This is a genomic window from Planktotalea arctica (genome assembly GCF_002105285.1).
In the GTDB taxonomy this organism is placed as follows: Bacteria; Pseudomonadota; Alphaproteobacteria; order Rhodobacterales; family Rhodobacteraceae; genus Planktotalea; species Planktotalea arctica.
Map to the genome: position 1 here is coordinate 40,762 of NZ_MUHR01000029.1, position 18,473 is coordinate 59,234.

At 58.1% G+C, this 18,473-nt stretch carries 21 protein-coding genes and 1 riboswitch; of the genes, 15 read left to right on the plus strand and 6 right to left on the minus strand.

Going from position 1 to position 18,473, the window contains the following annotated elements:
- Positions 1-34 precede the first annotated feature (34 nt).
- Positions 35-2,632: a hypothetical protein gene (locus B9P63_RS17820; protein ID WP_085311322.1), complete on the minus strand. Its 2,598-nt coding sequence runs from the start codon at positions 2,630-2,632 to the stop codon at positions 35-37.
- A gap of 232 nt (positions 2,633-2,864) precedes the next feature.
- Here B9P63_RS17820 and B9P63_RS17825 point away from each other — a divergent pair, with 232 nt between their 5' ends.
- Positions 2,865-3,590, plus strand: a complete 726-nt coding sequence (locus B9P63_RS17825; protein WP_176219198.1) for an SIMPL domain-containing protein — start codon at positions 2,865-2,867, stop codon at positions 3,588-3,590.
- Positions 3,591-3,652: 62 nt separating this feature from the next.
- Here B9P63_RS17825 and B9P63_RS17830 read toward each other — a convergent pair whose 3' ends face one another.
- Both B9P63_RS17830 and B9P63_RS17835 read right to left on the minus strand, forming a co-directional pair.
- On the minus strand, positions 3,653-4,945 hold the full coding sequence (locus B9P63_RS17830; protein ID WP_085311326.1) for an O-acetylhomoserine aminocarboxypropyltransferase/cysteine synthase family protein: 1,293 nt from the start codon (positions 4,943-4,945) through the stop codon (positions 3,653-3,655).
- 131 nt (positions 4,946-5,076) lie between these two features.
- Positions 5,077-6,081 carry a hypothetical protein gene (locus B9P63_RS17835; protein ID WP_085311328.1) on the minus strand — a complete coding sequence of 335 codons (1,005 nt, stop codon included), beginning with the start codon at positions 6,079-6,081 and terminating at the stop codon, positions 5,077-5,079.
- A 118-nt stretch (positions 6,082-6,199) separates the two neighbouring features.
- On the opposite strand from B9P63_RS17835, the gene B9P63_RS17840 reads away from it, so the two are divergent.
- The 10 genes from B9P63_RS17840 to B9P63_RS17885 all read left to right on the plus strand — a co-directional run bounded on the left by B9P63_RS17840 (position 6,200) and on the right by B9P63_RS17885 (position 14,216).
- Positions 6,200-6,715 carry a hypothetical protein gene (locus B9P63_RS17840; protein WP_085311330.1) on the plus strand — a complete coding sequence of 172 codons (516 nt, stop codon included), beginning with the start codon at positions 6,200-6,202 and terminating at the stop codon, positions 6,713-6,715.
- Positions 6,716-6,825: 110 nt separating this feature from the next.
- Positions 6,826-7,045, plus strand: a riboswitch (cobalamin riboswitch).
- Positions 7,046-7,273: 228 nt separating this feature from the next.
- On the plus strand, positions 7,274-8,056 hold the full coding sequence (locus B9P63_RS17845) for an ABC transporter ATP-binding protein (protein ID WP_085311395.1): 783 nt from the start codon (positions 7,274-7,276) through the stop codon (positions 8,054-8,056).
- Positions 8,057-8,079: 23 nt separating this feature from the next.
- Positions 8,080-9,015, plus strand: coding sequence for an ABC transporter substrate-binding protein (locus B9P63_RS17850; protein WP_176219199.1), 936 nt, complete (start codon positions 8,080-8,082; stop codon positions 9,013-9,015).
- Positions 9,016-9,021: 6 nt separating this feature from the next.
- Positions 9,022-10,071: a FecCD family ABC transporter permease gene (locus B9P63_RS17855; RefSeq protein WP_085311334.1), complete on the plus strand. Its 1,050-nt coding sequence runs from the start codon at positions 9,022-9,024 to the stop codon at positions 10,069-10,071.
- Positions 10,072-10,189: 118 nt separating this feature from the next.
- On the plus strand, positions 10,190-10,765 hold the full coding sequence (locus B9P63_RS17860; protein ID WP_342743610.1) for a MauE/DoxX family redox-associated membrane protein: 576 nt from the start codon (positions 10,190-10,192) through the stop codon (positions 10,763-10,765).
- Between the two features lie 73 nt (positions 10,766-10,838).
- Positions 10,839-11,261, plus strand: coding sequence for a c-type cytochrome (locus B9P63_RS17865; RefSeq protein ID WP_085311336.1), 423 nt, complete (start codon positions 10,839-10,841; stop codon positions 11,259-11,261).
- Positions 11,262-11,294: 33 nt separating this feature from the next.
- Positions 11,295-11,636 (plus strand): copper resistance CopC family protein, encoded by a 342-nt coding sequence (locus tag B9P63_RS17870; RefSeq protein ID WP_085311397.1) that lies wholly within the window; start codon positions 11,295-11,297, stop codon positions 11,634-11,636.
- Positions 11,633-12,487, plus strand: coding sequence for a copper resistance D family protein (locus B9P63_RS17875; RefSeq protein ID WP_085311338.1), 855 nt, complete (start codon positions 11,633-11,635; stop codon positions 12,485-12,487). Before B9P63_RS17870 ends, B9P63_RS17875 begins: the two co-directional genes overlap by 4 nt.
- An 8-nt stretch (positions 12,488-12,495) precedes the next feature.
- Entirely contained in the window at positions 12,496-13,794 is a 1,299-nt protein-coding gene (locus B9P63_RS17880) for a multicopper oxidase family protein (protein WP_085311340.1), read from the plus strand.
- A complete protein-coding gene (locus B9P63_RS17885) occupies positions 13,791-14,216 on the plus strand; it encodes a c-type cytochrome (RefSeq protein ID WP_085311399.1) in 426 nt (141 codons plus the stop codon). The genes B9P63_RS17880 and B9P63_RS17885 overlap by 4 nt, the downstream gene beginning before the upstream one ends.
- 13 nt (positions 14,217-14,229) lie before the next feature.
- Here B9P63_RS17885 and B9P63_RS17890 read toward each other — a convergent pair whose 3' ends face one another.
- Positions 14,230-14,796, minus strand: a complete 567-nt coding sequence (locus tag B9P63_RS17890) for a Crp/Fnr family transcriptional regulator (RefSeq protein WP_176219200.1) — start codon at positions 14,794-14,796, stop codon at positions 14,230-14,232.
- Between the two features lie 64 nt (positions 14,797-14,860).
- Between B9P63_RS17890 and B9P63_RS17895 the strand changes: the two genes are divergently transcribed.
- Positions 14,861-15,406, plus strand: a complete 546-nt coding sequence (locus B9P63_RS17895; RefSeq protein ID WP_245830744.1) for a hypothetical protein — start codon at positions 14,861-14,863, stop codon at positions 15,404-15,406.
- A gap of 158 nt (positions 15,407-15,564) precedes the next feature.
- Here the strand turns inward: B9P63_RS17895 and B9P63_RS17900 are convergent, their stop codons facing one another.
- Positions 15,565-16,437: a LysR family transcriptional regulator gene (locus tag B9P63_RS17900; RefSeq protein ID WP_085311344.1), complete on the minus strand. Its 873-nt coding sequence runs from the start codon at positions 16,435-16,437 to the stop codon at positions 15,565-15,567.
- Positions 16,438-16,540: 103 nt separating this feature from the next.
- Here B9P63_RS17900 and B9P63_RS17905 point away from each other — a divergent pair, with 103 nt between their 5' ends.
- Genes B9P63_RS17905 through B9P63_RS17915 form a run of 3 tightly spaced genes read left to right on the plus strand, consistent with a single transcriptional unit; the run spans position 16,541 to position 17,969 of the window.
- On the plus strand, positions 16,541-16,912 hold the full coding sequence (locus B9P63_RS17905; protein ID WP_085311403.1) for a DoxX family protein: 372 nt from the start codon (positions 16,541-16,543) through the stop codon (positions 16,910-16,912).
- 11 nt (positions 16,913-16,923) lie between these two features.
- Positions 16,924-17,490, plus strand: a complete 567-nt coding sequence (locus B9P63_RS17910) for an NADPH-dependent FMN reductase (RefSeq protein WP_085311346.1) — start codon at positions 16,924-16,926, stop codon at positions 17,488-17,490.
- Between the two features lie 20 nt (positions 17,491-17,510).
- Complete coding sequence (locus tag B9P63_RS17915) at positions 17,511-17,969, plus strand: hypothetical protein (RefSeq protein ID WP_085311348.1); 459 nt, start codon at positions 17,511-17,513, stop codon at positions 17,967-17,969.
- Between the two features lie 132 nt (positions 17,970-18,101).
- Here B9P63_RS17915 and B9P63_RS17920 read toward each other — a convergent pair whose 3' ends face one another.
- Complete coding sequence (locus B9P63_RS17920; RefSeq protein WP_085311350.1) at positions 18,102-18,383, minus strand: hypothetical protein; 282 nt, start codon at positions 18,381-18,383, stop codon at positions 18,102-18,104.
- Between the last annotated feature and the right edge of the window lie 90 nt (positions 18,384-18,473).

An 18,473-nucleotide genomic window follows, 5' to 3' on the forward strand; every position in this document is an offset into this window, starting at 1 on the left:
CAAGTGATCAAGGGCGCGCCGGTTTGGAGCGTCCTTATCCTTTGGGCATTCTAAGCGTCACGTTGCGCCCGCTTTTGGTGTAGATCAATTGTTCCTCGCCAATTGCTGACACACGGCCACCATCGACGCGGTCGCCGACCTTCACCTTTTTGTAGCGTCCTGTGGCCAAACGCACCAAGGCGCGCCGGCTTGAGGGCTTGCCGTAGACCCCGATCAAATTCACACGGCTGAGGTTAATTGCATTTTTGACCGTCGCCGCCTTTGCGACGGAGGTGCTGGATGGAACGCGGGGCGTCACGCTGCGCGGGGCAAGCGCGGCAACCTGTGTCGCCTCCTGCTCCGGCTGCGCTTCGGATTGATTTTGTGCGCGCGAAACGATTCTCGCAAAATTGCCGGGTCTGGGATTGGGTGCTCTGGAACTGGCAACGGCAAGCCGTGTTGCAGGGGCCTCTGCGGCGGCCGTTTCTTCGATTTCCTTTTCAACGCTCGGGCGCAGTTTCGGACGTAGTTTGGACAGTTCGACCAGGGTATTCCCGCCAAGCTGCGTGCGCTCGGTGTTCTCGATCAGGGCATCGGGGCGCAGGCGTGGCCGTAGTGCAGGCAGGTTGGCAACGCTTTGCGCTTCAGAGACTACTGGTTCAGACGTTTCATCGGGGACTAAAGCTGCACTGCGAAGGCGCTCTGGAATAGCCGGGGGAACGCGCGTGGGGCGCCCCAGAAATACCAAAGCGCCCTCGGGCGTAATTGCGCCCGAGGGCGTAGCGATAACGAGCCCGTCGTCATCAAAAGCAAAACCTGTTCCCGCTGGCGGCGGCGCGCCCGATCCGCGCGGTGCGAGATCGATGTGCTGCGCCAATGGCTCTAGGGCAAAGGCGTCTTGGCCGGTAATGCGCGCATCGATTGAGGCTAGGTAAACATCATCCAAGGGCACGCGGACGGGCGAGAGCGGCTGCGGCGGCGCAGCGAGCCAAATTCCGGTTGCTGCGTATTTTGCTGCGGCTTCTTCGGGGCTGATCAGGGGCGGTGCAGGTTCAACCTGCCTCAAGGGTTGTTGCGCTGGGGGCTGATCTTCAATTGCAAGATCCTCCAGCGCTGCGTCTAGAGATGCAAGTTCGAGTGCTTCGGCAGGCGTGCGTGTGCCGCCCGGGTCTGGCAATTGTGCGATTGCACGCTCCCGCTCAGCGCTACCGAAGAAACGTGCGAGGCCGTTGTCCAGAAAGACTGACGCCCAAGCTGCAACAGTAACGAGAAACAAAAGCAGAATTGCCGTCAGAATGAGGCCAAGAAAGCGCGGCTTGCCGCCTATCGCTGCCGGTTCTTTCTTGGCCTTTGGTTTGCGCGCGCCGAAAACGGTCATGCGCTGTTTTTCCTCATCTGGCGGGCTGGGCGGGGCTGCGCCGGCTAGCTGTTCGGTGGGCGCGGGCTGTGCGCTTTTTGCAAAAAACCCTTTTATCCATGCCAGTCCGGTTTGGATTACTGCACTGGCGCGTGCGGTATTTTCTGTTGGGGACGTATCGCTTCGATCATCTGCATCTGGATAAAATGCGGCGGGTGCAGCGTCATCGTGCGTGCTGGGCGCGTGCAGGTCAGGGATGGTCGCGCCATCAGACGCGCCGCGCAGCACGCTTGCGCGCGGGGCGGCGGCGAAGCCGGCTGGCATGGGCGGGATATCGTCGAAAGCCGCCTCGTCAATCGCCGCGGCGGGGCGTAGCGCATCGACGCTGCTATCAACCTTTTCTTCATCCAAAGCCACCTGCGAGCGCCCGGTAATTTCGGGTGCTTTGGCAAGAGGCACAGTCGGCTGCACTGCGCTCGATAAGGCGCTTGTCGCAGTTGGCAGCGCTTGCCCCTGGTCGCGCTTTACGCCCTCAAGACGGGGGCCGCTCAAGGGTGAAGCGTCTTTGCCGGATATGATTTCCGGGGCCGCATTTTGGTCCGCTGGCGCCGCGCGGCGTGATGAAAACCCAAGGGCGGGCGTAGCCGGGATAGGCTCTGGCATCTGTTGCGGTGCGGTTTCGCGCGGTGTTTTGATCTCTGCTGGCTCAGTTTCTGGCGCTGGCTTTGCCTCAGGCACTGGCGTGATCGCCACCGCATCGCCGCTCGCGATCGCAGGGATATCGTCAGTTTCAAGCATCGCGCGGCCTTGGGATTTGGCAAGCTCGCTCAGGCCGAAATTCGGCTCTTTTGGGAATTTACTTGTAGGCGGGGCCGCAATGAAGCCCATGGGCGTAAAACCATGTTCGCTCGCGAAGGCTTCCGCCTCTCGCAGGGTCTCTTTGGCGACGGCCGCGATGTAAACGCTGCCCTCTTCATTAAAGAAATCAAACTCCAGTTCGTTGACCGCATAGGGTGTCGCCCCGTCGAGCGCGCCGAGCACTGTGCTTTGCACCTCGCTCTTATCAAGGCCGGTCACATCGACCGTCAAATATTTGATCTGATCGTCCGGAATGATCAATTTGGTTTCAATGGGCCCACCGCCAAGCGCATGCGCCTTGTCGAGTAGCGCACTAAGATCGCGCGTCAGGTCATCCGTGCTTAAATCGACGTCGCCGACACGGCCCCACGCCCCGTTTTGGCGATGCAAAAGCTGAATCCCACTGAAGGAAAGCGACAATGTAAAATTAGGTTTCATGCCTGTAATTTAGTCTCCCCAGGTGCGCAGCGAAAGTGGAACTGCGCTAATGCCAAAGTATAGCAGGTTCTTGCCTAGAGAAAGAAGTCTTGCCCTGCGGCTACGGGGAAGTTTGCGCCGCGAGAAGCAGCAAATTCCTGCCAAGGATCGTCAAGGTGCTTGCGTCAACCCTCAAGCGGCGGGCACCATGTTCCTGCCTGTGTCGCAGGAATACTTGAACAAAGGTGTTACAATGTCCTTAAAAAATTGGATTATTTCCACATGTGTCGTGGTTTTCACGTCCTCTGCCGTACCTTTGCTGGCCGAGCAGGGCGCAGTGCTGCGCACAATCACGGTCATTGGCGAGGCTGACGTGAGCGCGCCGCCCGATAAGGCGGTAATCACGCTCGGAGCACGTCATAGCGCAGCCAGCGCAGCGGATGCGTTGGCGAAAACCTCGGAAGCGGTGGAGGCGATTCTATTGCGCATGAAGGCGCTGGGCATCGATTCTAAGGACATGCAGACCGCCTCCCTGAACCTCAATCCGCTCTGGCGCGAGCGCTCACGCGATGATGATGGTGCGACATTGCCCCCTGTCGGATTCGAGGCCTACAACACGGTCAGCGTCACCCTTCGCGATCTTGGCATGCTCGGCGATGTGCTCGATCAAGTGACGCGCGAGGGGGCGAATTCCTTTTCGGGCTTTCAGTTCGGGTTGATCGACCCCGGCCCGGTTCAGGATGCGGCGCGCAAGGGCGCAGTATCCGAAGCGCGGCGCAAGGCCGAGCTTTACGCGGCTGCAGCGGGCGTGAGTTTGGGCGAGGTGGTGTTGATCACCGAAGAGCTAAACGGCGGTGGCGGTGGTTTTCCATCACCGATGATGGAAATGTCCTCCGTGCGCTCAAGTCCGGTTCCGATTGCGCAGGGCGAGGTGAGCCAGCGCGCGAGCGTGAAAGTGATCTTCGCCATCGCCGAATAGAACGTAAAATATAAAAAGGCCCGGCGCATGCAGCACCGGGCCTCTTGTTTCTCGGGGTCGGATCACGCAGAGGCGGCGCTGATCGCTTGATCCAGATCGGCGATCAGATCGTCCGCATCTTCGATCCCGATGGAAATACGCACCACATTCGGGCCCGCGCCTGCCGCCTCTTGCTGCTCGGGCGAAAGTTGGCGGTGCGTCGTGGAGGCCGAATGAATAACCAGCGAGCGCGTATCGCCAAGGTTGGCCACATGGCTGAAAATCTCGAGGCTGTTCACCAGCTTGATGCAGCCGTCATAGCCCGATTTCAGCGCGAAGGTGAAAAGACCGCCCGCGCCTTTGGGGCAAATCTTCGCGACGCGGTGATTGTAGGGCGAGGAGGGCAGACCGGCATAGGTGACATAATCAACATGCTCGTTCGTCTCCAGCCAACTGGCGACTTTCATCGCGTTTTCCACATGGCGGTCCATGCGCAGAGACAGGGTTTCGATGCCCATCAACGTGTAATGCGCGGCTTGCGGGTTTAGCGTCATGCCAAGATCGCGCAGGCCAATGGCGATGCCATGGAAGGTGAAGGCGAGGGGGCCAAACGTCTCTGCGAAGGTAAGGCCGTGATAGGCTGGCTCCGGCGCGCTGAGCGAGGGGAATTTGTCCGATGCCATCCAGTCGAACTTGCCGCTGTCCACGACGCAACCGCCCGTGACGGTGCCGTTGCCTGTGAGGTATTTGGTGGTGGAATGCACGACCAAGGTCGCGCCATGCTCGATGGGGCGGCACAGATAGGGCGTGGCCGACGTGTTATCCACGATCAGCGGGATGCCCGCTGCGTCCGTGATCGCGGAAATCACATCTAGGTCAGTGATATAGCCGCCGGGGTTGGCGATCGCTTCGCAGAAAACCGCGCGCGTGTTGTCGTCGATGGCGGCTTTCAGCGCCTCTTGGTCGTCGAAATCAACGAATTTGGCTTCCCAGCCGAAACGTTTGATCGTCTGACTGAACTGGGTGATCGTGCCGCCATAAAGCCGCGTGGAGGCAACGACGTTCATGCCCGGCTGCATTAATGGAAAAAGTGCCATGATCTGCGCGGCATGACCCGAGGAGCAGCAAACAGCACCGACGCCGCCTTCAAGCGTGGCAATGCGTTCTTGCAAAACGGCAACGGTGGGATTGGTCAGGCGCGAATAGATGTAGCCGACTTCTTGCAGGTTAAAAAGCGCGGCGGCGTGCTCTGCGTCGCGAAATACATAGGCTGTGGTTTGATAGATCGGCGTGTTGCGTGCGCCTGTCGTTGGATCAGGGCGCGCGCCTGCGTGAATTTGCAGGGTGTCAAAGCCGTAGCTGGGGCCGTCGGTCATAGAAAGTCCTCACGTTGATGAAAGCGTTGAGGGCAGGTGTAGGCCAATGATATAGGTCTCACAACAGAACTTGCCGAAATTGGAACGCATGTTCCATGAATTCGGCGCATGAAAAACATGTGTTTTTCTGGTTAGCGCATCCAGAAGCCGGCTTTTTTGATCTGGTTGCGCAGCGCCTGTTCCTTGCGCGGCAGGTTCTCCTGATCGAACAGATCACGCACTTTCGCACCGCGCCCTTGATAGATCATCCGCTTGATTGCATCGGAGCCTTTCAGCACCTTCTTGATCTTGTTGGGCGCCGTCACCGTTTCCAAGACCTCAATCACGTGATCGCTCTCGCGTGCATAAAGCAGCGGCAGCATGCGGTAGTGACAACTGATATCTCCATCCAGAAGTCCGCGCGGAATAGCGTCCTTGGAGCCGCCAAAACTGTGGATCACAAGCGGCAATGCCACCTGATCAAGCCAGGGATCAAGGCTTTGCAGCACTAGTTCTTCGGGCGCATCATCACGAATGGCGCTCGCATATTCCAAAAAACGCGACCCGAACTTTTGCGGGCATTCGTAGTAGAAATAGCCCGCATTATAATAGGGGTAGCGGCGCCAGTATTCGTCCGGTTTGCTCAGATCGAGCGCGCTTTGAAAATCAAGGCCGAACTTGTCGTAAAGCGATTTCCAGATCGCGCCATATCCGGGCCCGTAAAGTTCAAGCTGCGGCCATGTGTTTTCACGGCGCAAGGACGCAGAGGGACGCGCGAAATCGAACGGCACCTCTGCCAGATCACCTGTGATTAACGTGTCCGTGTCAAAAAAGATGAACGGCTCGCCTGCAGGCATCGACCCAAGCGCTTCGATCTTGTTGCCATAGGGGTAGCTTTTGCCGAAAACGTGGCTTTGAAATTGGATGAATTCACCGCCCAGCTCGATCAGCAAATCGCGCAATTCCCCCTCGGGCAAGCGCGGATCACGCTCCCAAAGCGGGCCGGGCATCGGTTCTGCGAGAAACAGGCGGCCTTGAAAACCGGGGTTTGTGTGGCGCAGCGAGGCCGCGAAAAGTGCCGCCTCGTAGGCCAATCTGCCGTTTTGAACAACGATCATCACATTTAAGGATGGATTTTTGGTGCTCTTCTTTGCCATGCTCGCCCCATCTGCTCGCGGGTTTTTTACGACCGTACGCCGCCTTTTGCATAATTTCTAGAAGGCGTCGCGGGCAGGGCGAAAAGAATTGTGAAGAATTGGTTTTGGGAGACAGCATATGAAAACGAGTATAATTTTTCTAACTTTGCTCTTGGCTGCAAGCAGCGCGCAGGCGCAAAGCGGCTTTGGCGCGTCCGAGGTACAAAGCGGTGAGGGCACGGTGGGCGCAGACAGTTTCGATCTCACCGGCCTTGCGCCGGATGATCAAACGCCCACGGGCAAATTCACCACTGCGGCCGAGGTTGGCCCGATCTTGCAGATGACCAAGGACAGCTGGTCTGCCGTGCGCGAATATGATGGGCAGGATCTGGTCTATTTCACCCATGTTTTAAGTTGGCGCTGCGGTTTGAAGGGTGCCAAGTTCTCAATTAATGAGGAACCCTTGCAGGATTTAGCGATGCCCGAGTGCCACATGAAATTCAAACAGCCCAATGCTTTGATCGATGAAGAACCGCTTTTGAGCTACAAGCGTTACGCGCTTGGGAGCGTGAAATCGGTGCGCGTCGATCTGCTGCTGGATAATCTGACGGTGCAATCGGTGACGCTGCTGCGCGAGAATATGTTGATCCCGTAAAACGATCGCTGTGTCTTTTTGTGAGCGGTATGCGCTTGAGGGTGAAGCCGAGATCACCGGCAAGTACGGCGATCAGATGTGGGGGCAGTTGACGCGAATTGTAAAGTCGGTAAAAGCTAGGCCTAGATGGTTTTCGGGCGGCGAAGATGCGCCCGGAATGAAAAGGGAATACGGTGAGGTTGAGCCAACGCGCGCCAAACCCGTGACTGCCCCCGCAACTGTGAGCGGTGAGCGATTTCGAAATGTACCACTGGGCCGCGTTTGGCTTGGGAAGGTTCGAAAAAGCCTCGACCCGCAAGTCAGGAGACCTGCCATCAGCGGTGCATTTCGCATCGTCCTTGCAACCCAACCCGGACGGGGTGTCCGGATCAGGAGAACATGATGGCTTCACGGATTTTCCCGTGCTCGAGAACATGCACGCCCGGATGTCACATCGCCCCGCAGATTAGCGCAGGGCAAGATGGCACAGGCACTTCACCATAACAAAATCGTAGGAACATCGTGCAGGCTGGACGCACGCGCTGCGCGCTTGTCCGCCGCAACGCCGGGGCAAAGTGCATGAGCGCCGCCGAACTGGAGGTGCAAGGCGCGGCGTGGACGCCGGACAAGGCCACGCCGCGCGTGCTGCATCCCACCAGTTTCAAGGTGGGTGCCGGGCGCGTGCTGGGTATCGTCGGCCCGAACGGCGCGGGTAAATCGACGCTCTTACGGCTGCTTTATCGTTTCCAACGTCCCAGCATCGGGCAAATCCTGATCGACGGGCAGGATATCTGGGCCTTGCCTGCGCGCGCTGTCGCGCGGCGTATCGCGGCGGTTTTGCAAGAACAGGCCTCGCCCTTCGGGCTAAGCGTGCGCGAGATTACCGCGCTCGGACGCACGCCGCATCGCGCGGGGTTGGCGATGTCTGCTCGGCGCGACGCTGCTGTGGTGCAGCAGGTGCTGGACAGGCTGAGCCTTCAAAACCTTGCGGATCGTCCCTTCGCCACCCTGTCCGGCGGAGAGCGCCAGCGCGTGATGATTGCGCGCGCACTGGCGCAGGAACCGCAAGTGTTGATCCTTGATGAGCCGACGAACCATCTGGATGTGCGCCACCAGCTTGAAGTTGTTTCGCTTATTCGTACGCTTGGTCTGACGGTCGTGGTGTCCTTGCATGATCTCAACATGGCGGTCGGGGTTTGCGATGATGTGCTTGTCCTCGACGGTGGCCGCCCGCAAGGCTTCGGCCCGCCCGCCACGCTTTTGAGCGACGCGCTCGTGTCCAAAACCTTTCGCGTGCAGGCGCGGCGTGAACATCTCGCCCCCAGCGGCGCGGCACATTTTTCCTTCACCCTGCCACAATGACCCAAATTAAAAGGGCTGACCTTATGAAACTCACTCTTGCTACACTTACTGCGATGTCCTTGGCTGGCAGCGCGCTGGCGCAAACAACGGTGCAAAGCTGCGATCGGAGCGTTACCTTTGATGCACCGCCGCAGGCTGCGATTTCTAACGACGTCAACCTGACCGAAATGATGCTGGTGCTGGGCCTTGCAGAGCGCATGGTCGGCTACACGGGAATTTCCGGCTGGAAGACTTTGGACGCCAACATGACCGCCGGGATCGAGCAATTGCCCGAGCTGTCGGCCAAATACCCGTCCAAGGAAGTGCTGATCGGCGCAGATGCCGATTTCTTCTTTGCGGGCTGGAACTATGGCATGAAAGTGGGTGGGGAAGTGACGCCCGAAACGCTGGAACCTTTCGGGATCAAGGTCTACGAGCTGACGGAAAGCTGCATCCATATCGGTGAAAAGGACGCCGCCTCCATGGCGGATATGTACGGTGATCTGCGCAATCTTGGTGCGATTTTCGACGTGAGCGCGCGCGCAGAAGCGTTGATCACGGGTTATGAGGCCGAACTGGCCAGCTTCCTTGCGGCGCAGCCCGCGCTCGCTGCTGCGCCGCGCGTCTTCGTCTATGACAGCGGCGAGGACGTGCCCTTTACTGCCGGGCGCTACGCCATGCCCAACGCCTTGATCGAAGCCGCCGGGGGCCGAAACCTGATGGACGATCTGGAAAAAAGCTGGGCCACGGTCAGCTGGGAAGCGGTGGTCGAGCGCGATCCGGAAGTCATCGTGATCGTCAACTACGGCGAGGTTACGGCGGATCAGAAACGCGCGTTTATGATGTCCAACCCCGCCTTTGCCGATATGGATGCAGTGCGCAATGACCGCTTTGTTGTGCTCGAATATGTCGAGGCAACGCCGGGGCCGCGCAACATCGAAGCGATCAAGACGCTTGCTACAGCGTTTCGCGGGAACTAGCGCGCGATGAAGGCGTCGCCGCTGCGATCCGGACTGTTTCGACGCGCTGGCGGCGCGCTGTGGTGCGTTGGCGCACTGGCTTTGATCGGCTCGCTTTCGATCGCGGTGAGCGTGGGGGCGGTCTCGGTACCGCTTGAAGTGGTCTGGGGCATCTTGATCAACAAGATCGCCCCCGATTTGATCGTGCAAAGCTGGTCGGCAGGGCGCGAGGCGATCGTCTGGGATATCCGCTTTCCACGGGCAATTCTGGCCTGTTTCGTCGGCGCAGGATTGGCCATGGTCGGCGCGAGCTTGCAAGCGGTCACGCGCAATCCGCTGGCTGATCCGCATTTGCTCGGTATTTCCGCAGGCGGCGCGTTCGGTGCGATTCTGGCCTTGCTGCACACGGGGCTGTTTATCGGGCTTTTGACGGTGCCGCTTTTGGCATTCCTCGGCTCGCTCGGGGCGACGCTGCTGGTGCTGGGCGTGTCGCAGTTTGCCTCGGCGACCAGCGCTGATCGTTTGGTGCTGGCAGGGGTTGCCGTGTCCTTCATCGTGATGTCTGCCGCCAACGTGTTGATTTTCATGGGTGACCCACGCGCCACGCATACGGTCGTGTTTTGGATGCTGGGCGGGCTTGGCCTCGCGCAGTGGGACCAGTTGATCTATCCCGCGACGGTGCTTGCGCTGTGCGGGGCCTACCTTTGGCTGAAATCGGGAACGTTGAACGCGATGACGCTGGGGGATGAAACCGCGACGACGCTGGGCATTCCCGTTGCGCGCTTTCGGCTTGGCATCTTCGTGATCGGCGCACTGATCACTGGCGTCATGGTGGCGTTTTCTGGCATCATCGGCTTTGTGGGCTTGATGATTCCGCATATTGTGCGTCTTCTGGTGGGAGGCGATTACCGCCGCCTACTGCCGCTTTGTGCGCTGTGCGGCGCGATCTTTCTGGTCTGGGCCGATATCATCGCGCGCACCGTGATGGCCCCCGATGATATGCCAATCGGCATCGTCACTGGCTTGATCGGTGGTGTTTTCTTCATCTGGCTCTTGCGCCGCCGTTTCGCGAGTTAGGGCAGCCCGCGAGAAAGCAGGAATGCGCCTTTTGAAGTTTGCCCCCGATGACAGCCTTTGACCGCGTTTTTGTAGAATCCTATCCAAGATAGTCGATGCGTTCAAGGCGGAGCACGGTGTGCAGACCACGCCGCAAACCTTTATCGACGCGCGCCGTATCGGCGGCTTCGATGATCCGGGCGCATATTTCGGCAAAGCAGTCGCGTCCGAGGATGCAACGAGCTACCGGCCCGTCATCTCCCTATTCGCCATCGCTGCTTTGTTGGTGGTTGCGCTCACCTGGCTCATGCTTGGAGCTGTGTTTGCAGGGCGCAGCGTGGAGTGGTTCATCGCGATCGCGATGGTGTTGCTGGATTTGCAAAAGCTGCAAGACGTCGAGCGCTTCGAAACGATGTTTCTGAACTGCGATCTGTTGGCACAGCGTTGGGTGCGCTACGAATTTGTCTATCCCTTGGTCGAAACGGGGGCGGGTCTGCTTATGCTGGCGGGCGTTTTCACGTGGCTGTCCGCGCCTGCCGCATTGATCATCGCCAGCATCGGCGCGGTAAGTGTGTTCAAAGCAGTCTATATCGACAAGCGCGATTTGAAATGTGCCTGCGTTGGCGGGAAAAGCAAGGTTCCGCTGGGGCTCGTGTCGCTGACGGAAAACCTGATGATGATTGGGATGGCGATCTGGATGCTCTCGAAGCTGTGATCAGAAATCGTTTGACCCTCCCCCAAGGGGAGGGCTTAGCGATGCCCGGAACACAAAAGGATCCGTGCATTCAATGAGAGCAAAAATAGCAATTGCAGCTGTCTTGGGGCTTGGCCTTTTGGGCTATGCGATGTGGCCAAAGCCAACAGCTAGTGGGACGGGCAGCATGAAGGGCGGCGTGCTTGCCGAGGTGCAGCTTCCCGAAACCCTGACGCAGAATGCGCAGATCGGAAAACGCGGCTATGATGCCAAATGCGCGGTGTGCCATGGGCCGAACGGGGCGGGCCAAGATGGCGTCGCGCCCCCTTTGGTGCACATTATTTATGAGCCGAGCCATCACGGCGATGAAGCGTTCCAGCGCGCCGCTGCGATGGGCGTGCGCGCGCATCACTGGCGTTTTGGGAATATGCCAGCTGTGGAGGGGCTTACGCGGGCGGATGTCGCGATGATCACCGCCTATGTTCGCGAACTTCAACGCGCCAACGGGATCAATTGAACGCGGCGGCAAAACGAAAGAATGGAAACGAAGATGAAGAAAATATGGCTTGCCGGCATGATTGCAATTTGGGCAACGGGCGCGATGGCGCATTCGCCTCTTGATGAAACGCGCCCAGAGAGCGGGACGGTCGTGGGCGAAATGCCGAGCGAAATCCTGATGAATTTCAAAGGGGATATCCGGCTGACACGCGTCACGATCACCCATGCGGAAAAACATAGCATGGACATGGACCTTGGTGCGCAAAACACGTTCATGCAGGAATTTGCCTTGCCGATGCACGACATGGGCGCGGGCGGTTACACGGTTGAATGGCGCGGCCTTGGGGCGGATGGGCATGTGCTTAGCGGCAGCTTCAGCTTTAGCGTAGAATGATCTGGCCGGATGGGTTCGCGCTGGCCGTTATGGCCACGAAATTTGCGCTCTACCTTGGCGTGCTGGGCGCGGCTGGCACGGTCATGGCGGCGTTGATGTTCCGGCTTGAGCGCACGCGCGCGCTGGCGGGTGGATTTGCTATTGTCGGGGCAGGGGCGGCGCTTTTTGATTTTTCGCTGCGCGGCGGCAATCTGGCGGGTGAAATGAGCGGCATGATCGACCCCGAGATGCTTGGCTTGCTGTGGAGCACATCTGTCGGCACCGCCTTGCTGTTGCGCCTTTGCGGTCTCGGCTTGCTGATTACGGGCCTGTTCATGGCGCGCGCCGGGCCTTGGGTGTCGGTGGTGGGCGGTGTGATCGCGATCTTTTCATTTCTTCAGGTCGGGCATATCTCTGCGCGCGATACCACGCTTCTTGATCTGGCATTGACGCTGCACTTGTTGGCGATCGCCCTGTGGATCGGTATACTGGTGCCCTTGAAACGCTTGACCTACGCTGCGCAGAGCTATGCTATGGCCGCGGATGTTGGGCATCGCTTTGGTGTCGTGGCCTCTGTCACCGTTCCCGCGCTTATCCTTGTGGGCGGCTATATGGGCTACCAGCTTGTCGGATCGTTTTCGGCGCTTGTCGGATCTGGGTACGGGCAGGCGTTGATCATCAAGGCCGTGCTGTTTGCGGCTCTTTTGGGGCTGGGCGCGCTTAATAAACTGCGCTTTGTACCTGCGCTGCGCATCGGTGATCCTGCCGCTGCGACCCATCTGCGCAACTCCATTCGCGTCGAAGGGCTGATCATTCTTGGGATACTCGGCGTGAGCGCCATCCTGACCAGCAATCTGGCGTTACCATTATGAGGCTTTCCATGAACAGACGACATTTTCTGGCTTCCGTTTCAGCCGCCGCGCTTGCGCCGCTGCCGGCACTGGCTGCTCAAGACCCGCTGCACCTGAAGGCCGAAGCGGTGACGCAGCAAATCCTGCCCGAGGGCGATGGCGCAACATCCATGCTGGGCTTTAACGGATCGATGCCGGGTCCGGAACTGCGCCTGCGCCGCGGCGTGCGCGCGCAAATCGAGGTCGAGAACGGCCTTGATGAAGGCACGGCGGTGCATTGGCACGGAATCCGGTTGGAAAACCGGATGGACGGCGTGCCGATGCTGACCCAAAAGCTGATCGAACCCGGGCAGAGCAAGACCTATAGTTTCATTCCGCCCGACGCGGGCACCTATTGGTATCACTCGCACCACATTTCCCACGAGCAGGTCGCCAAGGGCATGATGGGGCCGTTGATCATCGAGGATGAAACGCCCCCTGATGTAGATCACGATATCACAGCGTTGATGTCCGACTGGCAGGTGCAAACGGATGGCAGCCTCACGGAGGCCTTCAACCAGATGCACAGTATCGCGCACGGCGGCTATATGGGCAATTTTGCGCGTGCATTCCTCTCGCAGGAGCGGGTGAGCACGGGGGATCGCGTCCGGTTTCGGCTGATCAACGCGGCGACGAACCGTATCTTTCCCGTGGCACTGAGTGGGGTCCGTGGCGTGGTGGTGGCCCTCGACGGTATGGCTTTGGCAGAGCCGCGCGCGATCGAGGGTCTTGTGCTTGCCCCTGCGCAGCGCGCCGATCTGATCGTGGATGTCACCGGCCTTGTGGGGCTTGATATGATGACCCGGCAAGGTCCGTATCGTTTGGCTGATCTGGCTGTAAGCGGCACCAATACGCAGCGCCAAAGCACTGCGATTGCAGCGCTGACGCCCCCTGATGTGCCAAGCCCTGCCGCGCCGACGCAACATTTGACCCTGACAATGATGGGCGGTGCGATGGGCGGGCGACACGGGGGCGATGACATTTGGGCGTTCAACGATGTCTCGAACCTGCCAAGCGAGCCTTTCGGGTCTTTCCAAAATGGTGAAACGGCGCGGATCACGCTTGAGAACGACACATCCTTCCCGCATGGCATCCATCTGCACGGCCATCATTTTTACGAACTTGATGAGGCGGGCAATCCGGGCGATCTGCGGGATACGACTTTGGTGGATGCGGGCAAGAGCCGCGATATTCTTTGCGTGTTCGACAACCCGGGATCTTGGTTGATCCATTGCCACATGCTTAGTCACGCCGCCGCGGGCATGCGCACATGGGTGAAGGTGACATGAGATGGTTGATCGCACTTCTTGTTTCATGTGCCTCCAGCCTTGCGGCTGATCACAACTGGGAGCACCGTGACATTGATGCGGGGCAAAACCTTTATGCAGACACTTGTGCGTCGTGCCATGGTGCCAACCTCGAGGGGCAGCCGAACTGGCGCTCTGTGGGCGATGATGGTGTGCTTCCGGCTCCACCGCACGATGCGACAGGCCACACATGGCATCACGATGATGCACTGCTGTTCGAATATACCAAACTCGGCGGCGCTGCCGCTTTGCAAGCAAGGGGCGTTTCAGGGTTCAACAGCGGTATGCCCGCCTTTGGCGAAACGCTAAGCGATAATGAAATCTGGAATATTCTCGCCTACATCAGATCAACATGGCCCCAGCGAGAACGTGACGTTCAAGCCAGCCGGACCCCGCCGCACTGAGCGTCGATGCCTGCTATAATGGCGCATATTTTCCGCGCCCGACTTTGATCATTTTCCCGTCGCCGCAAAGTTTGCGCAGGGCACGGTAGCAGGCTTCACGCGACAGGTTGATGCGGCTTGCCAGCTCGGTCACGCTTGCGTCGAAGTAGCCGGCTTTTGCCGCTGCCAATATGCGCGCTTTGGCACAGGGGATCGCCAACATCTCGATATGTGCTCGGTAACGTTGCACTTGAACGGCAAGCAACCTTGCGAAGCTTTCGGCGAAGACAGGGTCAGAGCGTAGGCTGGACAGGATGTCAGCCTTTGCAAATTTCACGGCGCTGCCCGCCTTGGTGCAAATCGCATCGCAGTGGTAGCTGTCCGAAAAGATAGAGGCTTCGCCAAACAGTCCACCTGCGACGGCCCTGTGCAAGGTCAACGTATCGCCCCCGAGCCCGGCGCGTTGCAGCGCGGCGCTGCCAGAGACCACGCGGTACATGCCTGACGCCGCTTGGTTTTGCCGAAACAGCACATCGCCCTTTCGCATGTCAAACGCGCGGCGCGCATTGGCGGGAAGAAGGGAAAACGGATCGATCTGCATATGATTTTGATCATATGTAATCTTGCTGGCGCTGGATAGGGTGAACGCAACATAGGAGTGTTCAGTGAAATCAGGTCTTCTTTCAAGCGTTGTCATCGGCACCGTCATCAGCGCTTTCGTGTTTGCGCCGTCAAACGTCCTCGCGCAGCATGCGCATGGGTCAAACGCCCCGAGCGAGATCGGGCAAGCCCAGTTCGCGGCGATCGCCGAGATCGTAACCCTCTTGCGCGATGATCCTGAAACGGATTGGGCAAAAGTCGATATCAAAGCCCTGCGCGATCACCTTGTCGATATGGACAACGTCACGCGCATGGCGTCAATCGCGCGCGCGCAAGATGGGCTTGGCGTGATTTTTTCGATCACCGGCGAGGGCGGGGTTTCGGCCTCCATTCGACGTATGGTGCTGGCACATAGCCCGATGTTGCAGCGCGCCTCCGGCTGGTCGGTCCTCGCTCAGGAAATAGAGCGCGGTGCAAGCATGACAGTGCGCGTTGAATCTGATCAAGAGTTGAGCCAAGTGCTAGGCTTGGGCTTTTTCGGGTTGATGAGCATCGGCGCGCATCACCAGCAGCACCATCTGATGATCGCTACAGGGCAATCGCCACATTGATTTTGACTGGATAGCAAAGCCTGCGCAATATTGTTGGCGCAACGCCTCACTCTGCTGTGGAGCAGCGTTCCGCGTCAGCAATATCAATGCAGTGGTATAGAGTATTCTTCCCCCGACACGCAGGGCGTGAGTTATTCCATATCACATCAGCTTAGTGATCAGGCCTTCAACGGTGTTGATTTGAGGCAGGCCAGCATTGCCTGAACCTTTTGAGTGCGGTGCAGATCGACATGGGTCACAAGCCAAGTCGACACTGTCCATTCTTTATTTGGCGGTAAAACAGCACTAAACTTGCCTCGGCTCGCGGCCTCATGATCACCAATGAAGCCCATTCCAACACCTGCTGCAATCGCTTCGAAGATCACCCAGATATCACGCGAAGACATCGCGATCATATCGGCCTGTACATGATCATTGATCCAGGGGGTGACCGGCAAACCACGCCCAATGATTTGCGGGACAACAAACTTATGCCCGCTGAGATCATCCACACCTGTTGGCAGTCCGTGCCTTTGAACATAGCTGTCGTGAGCATAGAGGTTGAAACCAATCTGCCCGAAACTGCTGACGACATAGTCGGGGTGGTCGGGCCTTGCGCCCGCCCGAAGCGCGATATGGGCCTCGCCGTATTCGAGGCGGGCCAAGTCTTCGCTTGCGTCAATAACGACGGTACATTGTGGGTTCTGAACCCTGAAATCGGCGATTGAGCTCATCAACAATCCTGCAAAGGGTGCAAGGATGGTCAGTTTGATCTCTCCGTCGATCTGCGTTTTGCCGCCCTGCACACGCCCTGCAAGATCATCAATCAAGCTCTCGGTCTTCTGCGCAACGCGCAGCACATCTTCACCAACCTCTGTGAGGGCATATCCGCGCGCATGGCGGATAAAAATGCGTGTGCCGATCTCGGCCTCAAGCACGTCGATATGGCGATTGACGGTGGCGCGGTGGTATCCAAGGGCCTCTGCCGCTGCACTCACGGTGCCGAGCTTTGCGACTTGGTATGCGGTGCGCAGTTCTGCCCATTTGTCCATATTTCTTATGCTCACTTTTCGCGCATTAAATGCGGATATCCGCGCATTGTGTTTGATTTCAATACATAGCATCCAAGGGAGTAATTCAACCTTGGAGCTCAAAATGACGTATCTTTCAATCGGACTTCGCGTCCTTCTTACCATCGCATTCATGGGCGCAGGCGGCGTTAAGCTGGCAGGGGTCGAAATGATGATCACAACGTTCGATCAGATCGGGTTCGGCCAAGGGCTGCGCTATCTGACTGGCAGCATCGAAATCGTCGGGGCCGCCTTGTTGTGGATGCCCCGCAAACAGGTGATCGGGGCCGCATTGCTGGGTGGCACCATGCTCGGGGCGGTCATGACGCATTGGTTCATTCTTGGCCCATCGGCGTTGCCATCTATCGTGCTTGGTCTGCTGTGTAGCGCTGTTCTTTACATCCACCGTGATCAAATCGCGCAGGTCTTGGGCCGCGCATCTACTTCCAACGCCTGATCGGAAATTTCATGCCCTCACGTTCCAAAATACTTGTCTTTGCTGCAACCAATAGCAGGCAATCCATTAACAAGCGTTTGGCAAGTCATGCAGCCTGCGTTCTGAAGGATGATTTGTCCGCCGCCGTCGACATCGACCTGATCGATCTTAACGACTACGAGATGCCGATTTACAGCCCAGAGCGCGAAGCCGAAGGCATTCCGCAACGAGCGCAGGATTTCTACGATAAGATTGGTGCATCCGATGGCTTGATCATTTCGTTTGCCGAGTACAACGGCAGTTATACGGCGGCTTTCAAGAATATCTTTGATTGGACCAGCCGCATTTCAATGAAGGTGTTCCAAGACAAACCGACGCTTTTGCTGGCAACCTCAATGGGTGGTCGTGGCGGGCAAAACGTTATGGCGGCTGCCCTCGGAGGGTTGCCGCATTTTGGTGCAAACATCACGTCATCGTTCCTGTTCGGACCGTTCGCAGAGCATTTCGATACGGACGCCAATCGCCTCAAGACACCGGATTTGACCCAAGAGCTAAGCGAGGCGGTTGAGGCTTTCAAAGCCACGCTTCGAGTTGTCTGATACCCATAGAAAGGTCCACCATGTTCAACCTCACACGCTCGACGCTTCTTAAAACCACCGCAGGTCTTTGGCTGGTCTGGGGCCTTGTCCACATCTTGGCAGGCGTCATGACGATATCTCGAGACGCGGCTGGTGCGCTCGCAGGTATCGCGGACGCGGTTGATCCTGCGCTGCTTATTGGCCCGTATCATGAGGCCGTTGGCGCGGTGATCAATCAGCATGGTTTCAACCTTGCTTGGATTGGCGCATTTAGTGTGATTGGCGCAATCTACATCTGGCGTGGGTCTGTCACAGCCATGTTCTTGACTGCGGTTGTAGGCGGCTTGGCCGATGTCGGATACTTCGTCTTTATGGACTTAGGCGGGTTCGTACATTTCGCTCCGGGAACGGTCATGACCCTGATCTCAGGTTTCGCAATCATTCTTAGCACGGTGATTTACTTGACGGGGATGCGGGGGAAAAACCTGCGCCAGACCTAGAGGGCAGATAAAGCGCCCAATTGGTGTCGGGCTGTTGCCCTAAGCCACGGCATAGCTCAACCCAAGCGCGTCGAAGAGAGCGACGACCGCTTAGAGGGGAGTGAACACAAGCCCGACGTGTTTGCCATTTCGCTAAATCTTAGGGTGGTTGCCAAAAAATGGTAGGCAAGTCTGGTTCGCGTTGACGAGTGTCATCAATACGGCAATCACGCCAAACACGAAATGCAACGCTTCGCGCTTAACGATGCCTAAGGTCAGCCCATAAACGGCACCAGCGGCGGCGGCGGCAAAGCAAATCGCACCTTGGCGTTGCTCAAAAAGCAATAAGAACACGTAATCTTCCCCCGCGCGCTTCTTCCCGTGGGGCGCTGCAGCAAGTGCTGCGTCCAACATTGCTGTTTGCTCATCCAGCATGAGCGCATGGGCCCGCCTTGGGCGCAATCATGATAAACGCTGCCTTTAGGTTTCTGGTGACCAGTCACTGGATTGCGAATTAACGTACCA

What these genes read in the sequence shown, in the direction of transcription:
- B9P63_RS17820 (WP_085311322.1), bottom strand. Translation starts at nt 2,632, where the DNA reads ATGAAACCTAATTTTACATTGTCGCTTTCCTTCAGTGGGATTCAGCTT.
- B9P63_RS17825 (WP_176219198.1), top strand. Translation starts at nt 2,865, where the DNA reads ATGTCCTTAAAAAATTGGATTATTTCCACATGTGTCGTGGTTTTCACG.
- B9P63_RS17830 (WP_085311326.1), bottom strand. Translation starts at nt 4,945, where the DNA reads ATGACCGACGGCCCCAGCTACGGCTTTGACACCCTGCAAATTCACGCA.
- B9P63_RS17835 (WP_085311328.1), bottom strand. Translation starts at nt 6,081, where the DNA reads ATGGCAAAGAAGAGCACCAAAAATCCATCCTTAAATGTGATGATCGTT.
- B9P63_RS17840 (WP_085311330.1), top strand. Translation starts at nt 6,200, where the DNA reads ATGAAAACGAGTATAATTTTTCTAACTTTGCTCTTGGCTGCAAGCAGC.
- B9P63_RS17845 (WP_085311395.1), top strand. Translation starts at nt 7,274, where the DNA reads ATGAGCGCCGCCGAACTGGAGGTGCAAGGCGCGGCGTGGACGCCGGAC.
- B9P63_RS17850 (WP_176219199.1), top strand. Translation starts at nt 8,080, where the DNA reads ATGAAACTCACTCTTGCTACACTTACTGCGATGTCCTTGGCTGGCAGC.
- B9P63_RS17855 (WP_085311334.1), top strand. Translation starts at nt 9,022, where the DNA reads ATGAAGGCGTCGCCGCTGCGATCCGGACTGTTTCGACGCGCTGGCGGC.
- B9P63_RS17865 (WP_085311336.1), top strand. Translation starts at nt 10,839, where the DNA reads ATGAGAGCAAAAATAGCAATTGCAGCTGTCTTGGGGCTTGGCCTTTTG.
- B9P63_RS17870 (WP_085311397.1), top strand. Translation starts at nt 11,295, where the DNA reads ATGAAGAAAATATGGCTTGCCGGCATGATTGCAATTTGGGCAACGGGC.
- B9P63_RS17875 (WP_085311338.1), top strand. Translation starts at nt 11,633, where the DNA reads ATGATCTGGCCGGATGGGTTCGCGCTGGCCGTTATGGCCACGAAATTT.
- B9P63_RS17880 (WP_085311340.1), top strand. Translation starts at nt 12,496, where the DNA reads ATGAACAGACGACATTTTCTGGCTTCCGTTTCAGCCGCCGCGCTTGCG.
- B9P63_RS17885 (WP_085311399.1), top strand. Translation starts at nt 13,791, where the DNA reads ATGAGATGGTTGATCGCACTTCTTGTTTCATGTGCCTCCAGCCTTGCG.
- B9P63_RS17890 (WP_176219200.1), bottom strand. Translation starts at nt 14,796, where the DNA reads ATGCAGATCGATCCGTTTTCCCTTCTTCCCGCCAATGCGCGCCGCGCG.
- B9P63_RS17900 (WP_085311344.1), bottom strand. Translation starts at nt 16,437, where the DNA reads ATGGACAAATGGGCAGAACTGCGCACCGCATACCAAGTCGCAAAGCTC.
- B9P63_RS17905 (WP_085311403.1), top strand. Translation starts at nt 16,541, where the DNA reads ATGACGTATCTTTCAATCGGACTTCGCGTCCTTCTTACCATCGCATTC.
- B9P63_RS17910 (WP_085311346.1), top strand. Translation starts at nt 16,924, where the DNA reads ATGCCCTCACGTTCCAAAATACTTGTCTTTGCTGCAACCAATAGCAGG.
- B9P63_RS17915 (WP_085311348.1), top strand. Translation starts at nt 17,511, where the DNA reads ATGTTCAACCTCACACGCTCGACGCTTCTTAAAACCACCGCAGGTCTT.
- B9P63_RS17920 (WP_085311350.1), bottom strand. Translation starts at nt 18,383, where the DNA reads ATGCTGGATGAGCAAACAGCAATGTTGGACGCAGCACTTGCTGCAGCG.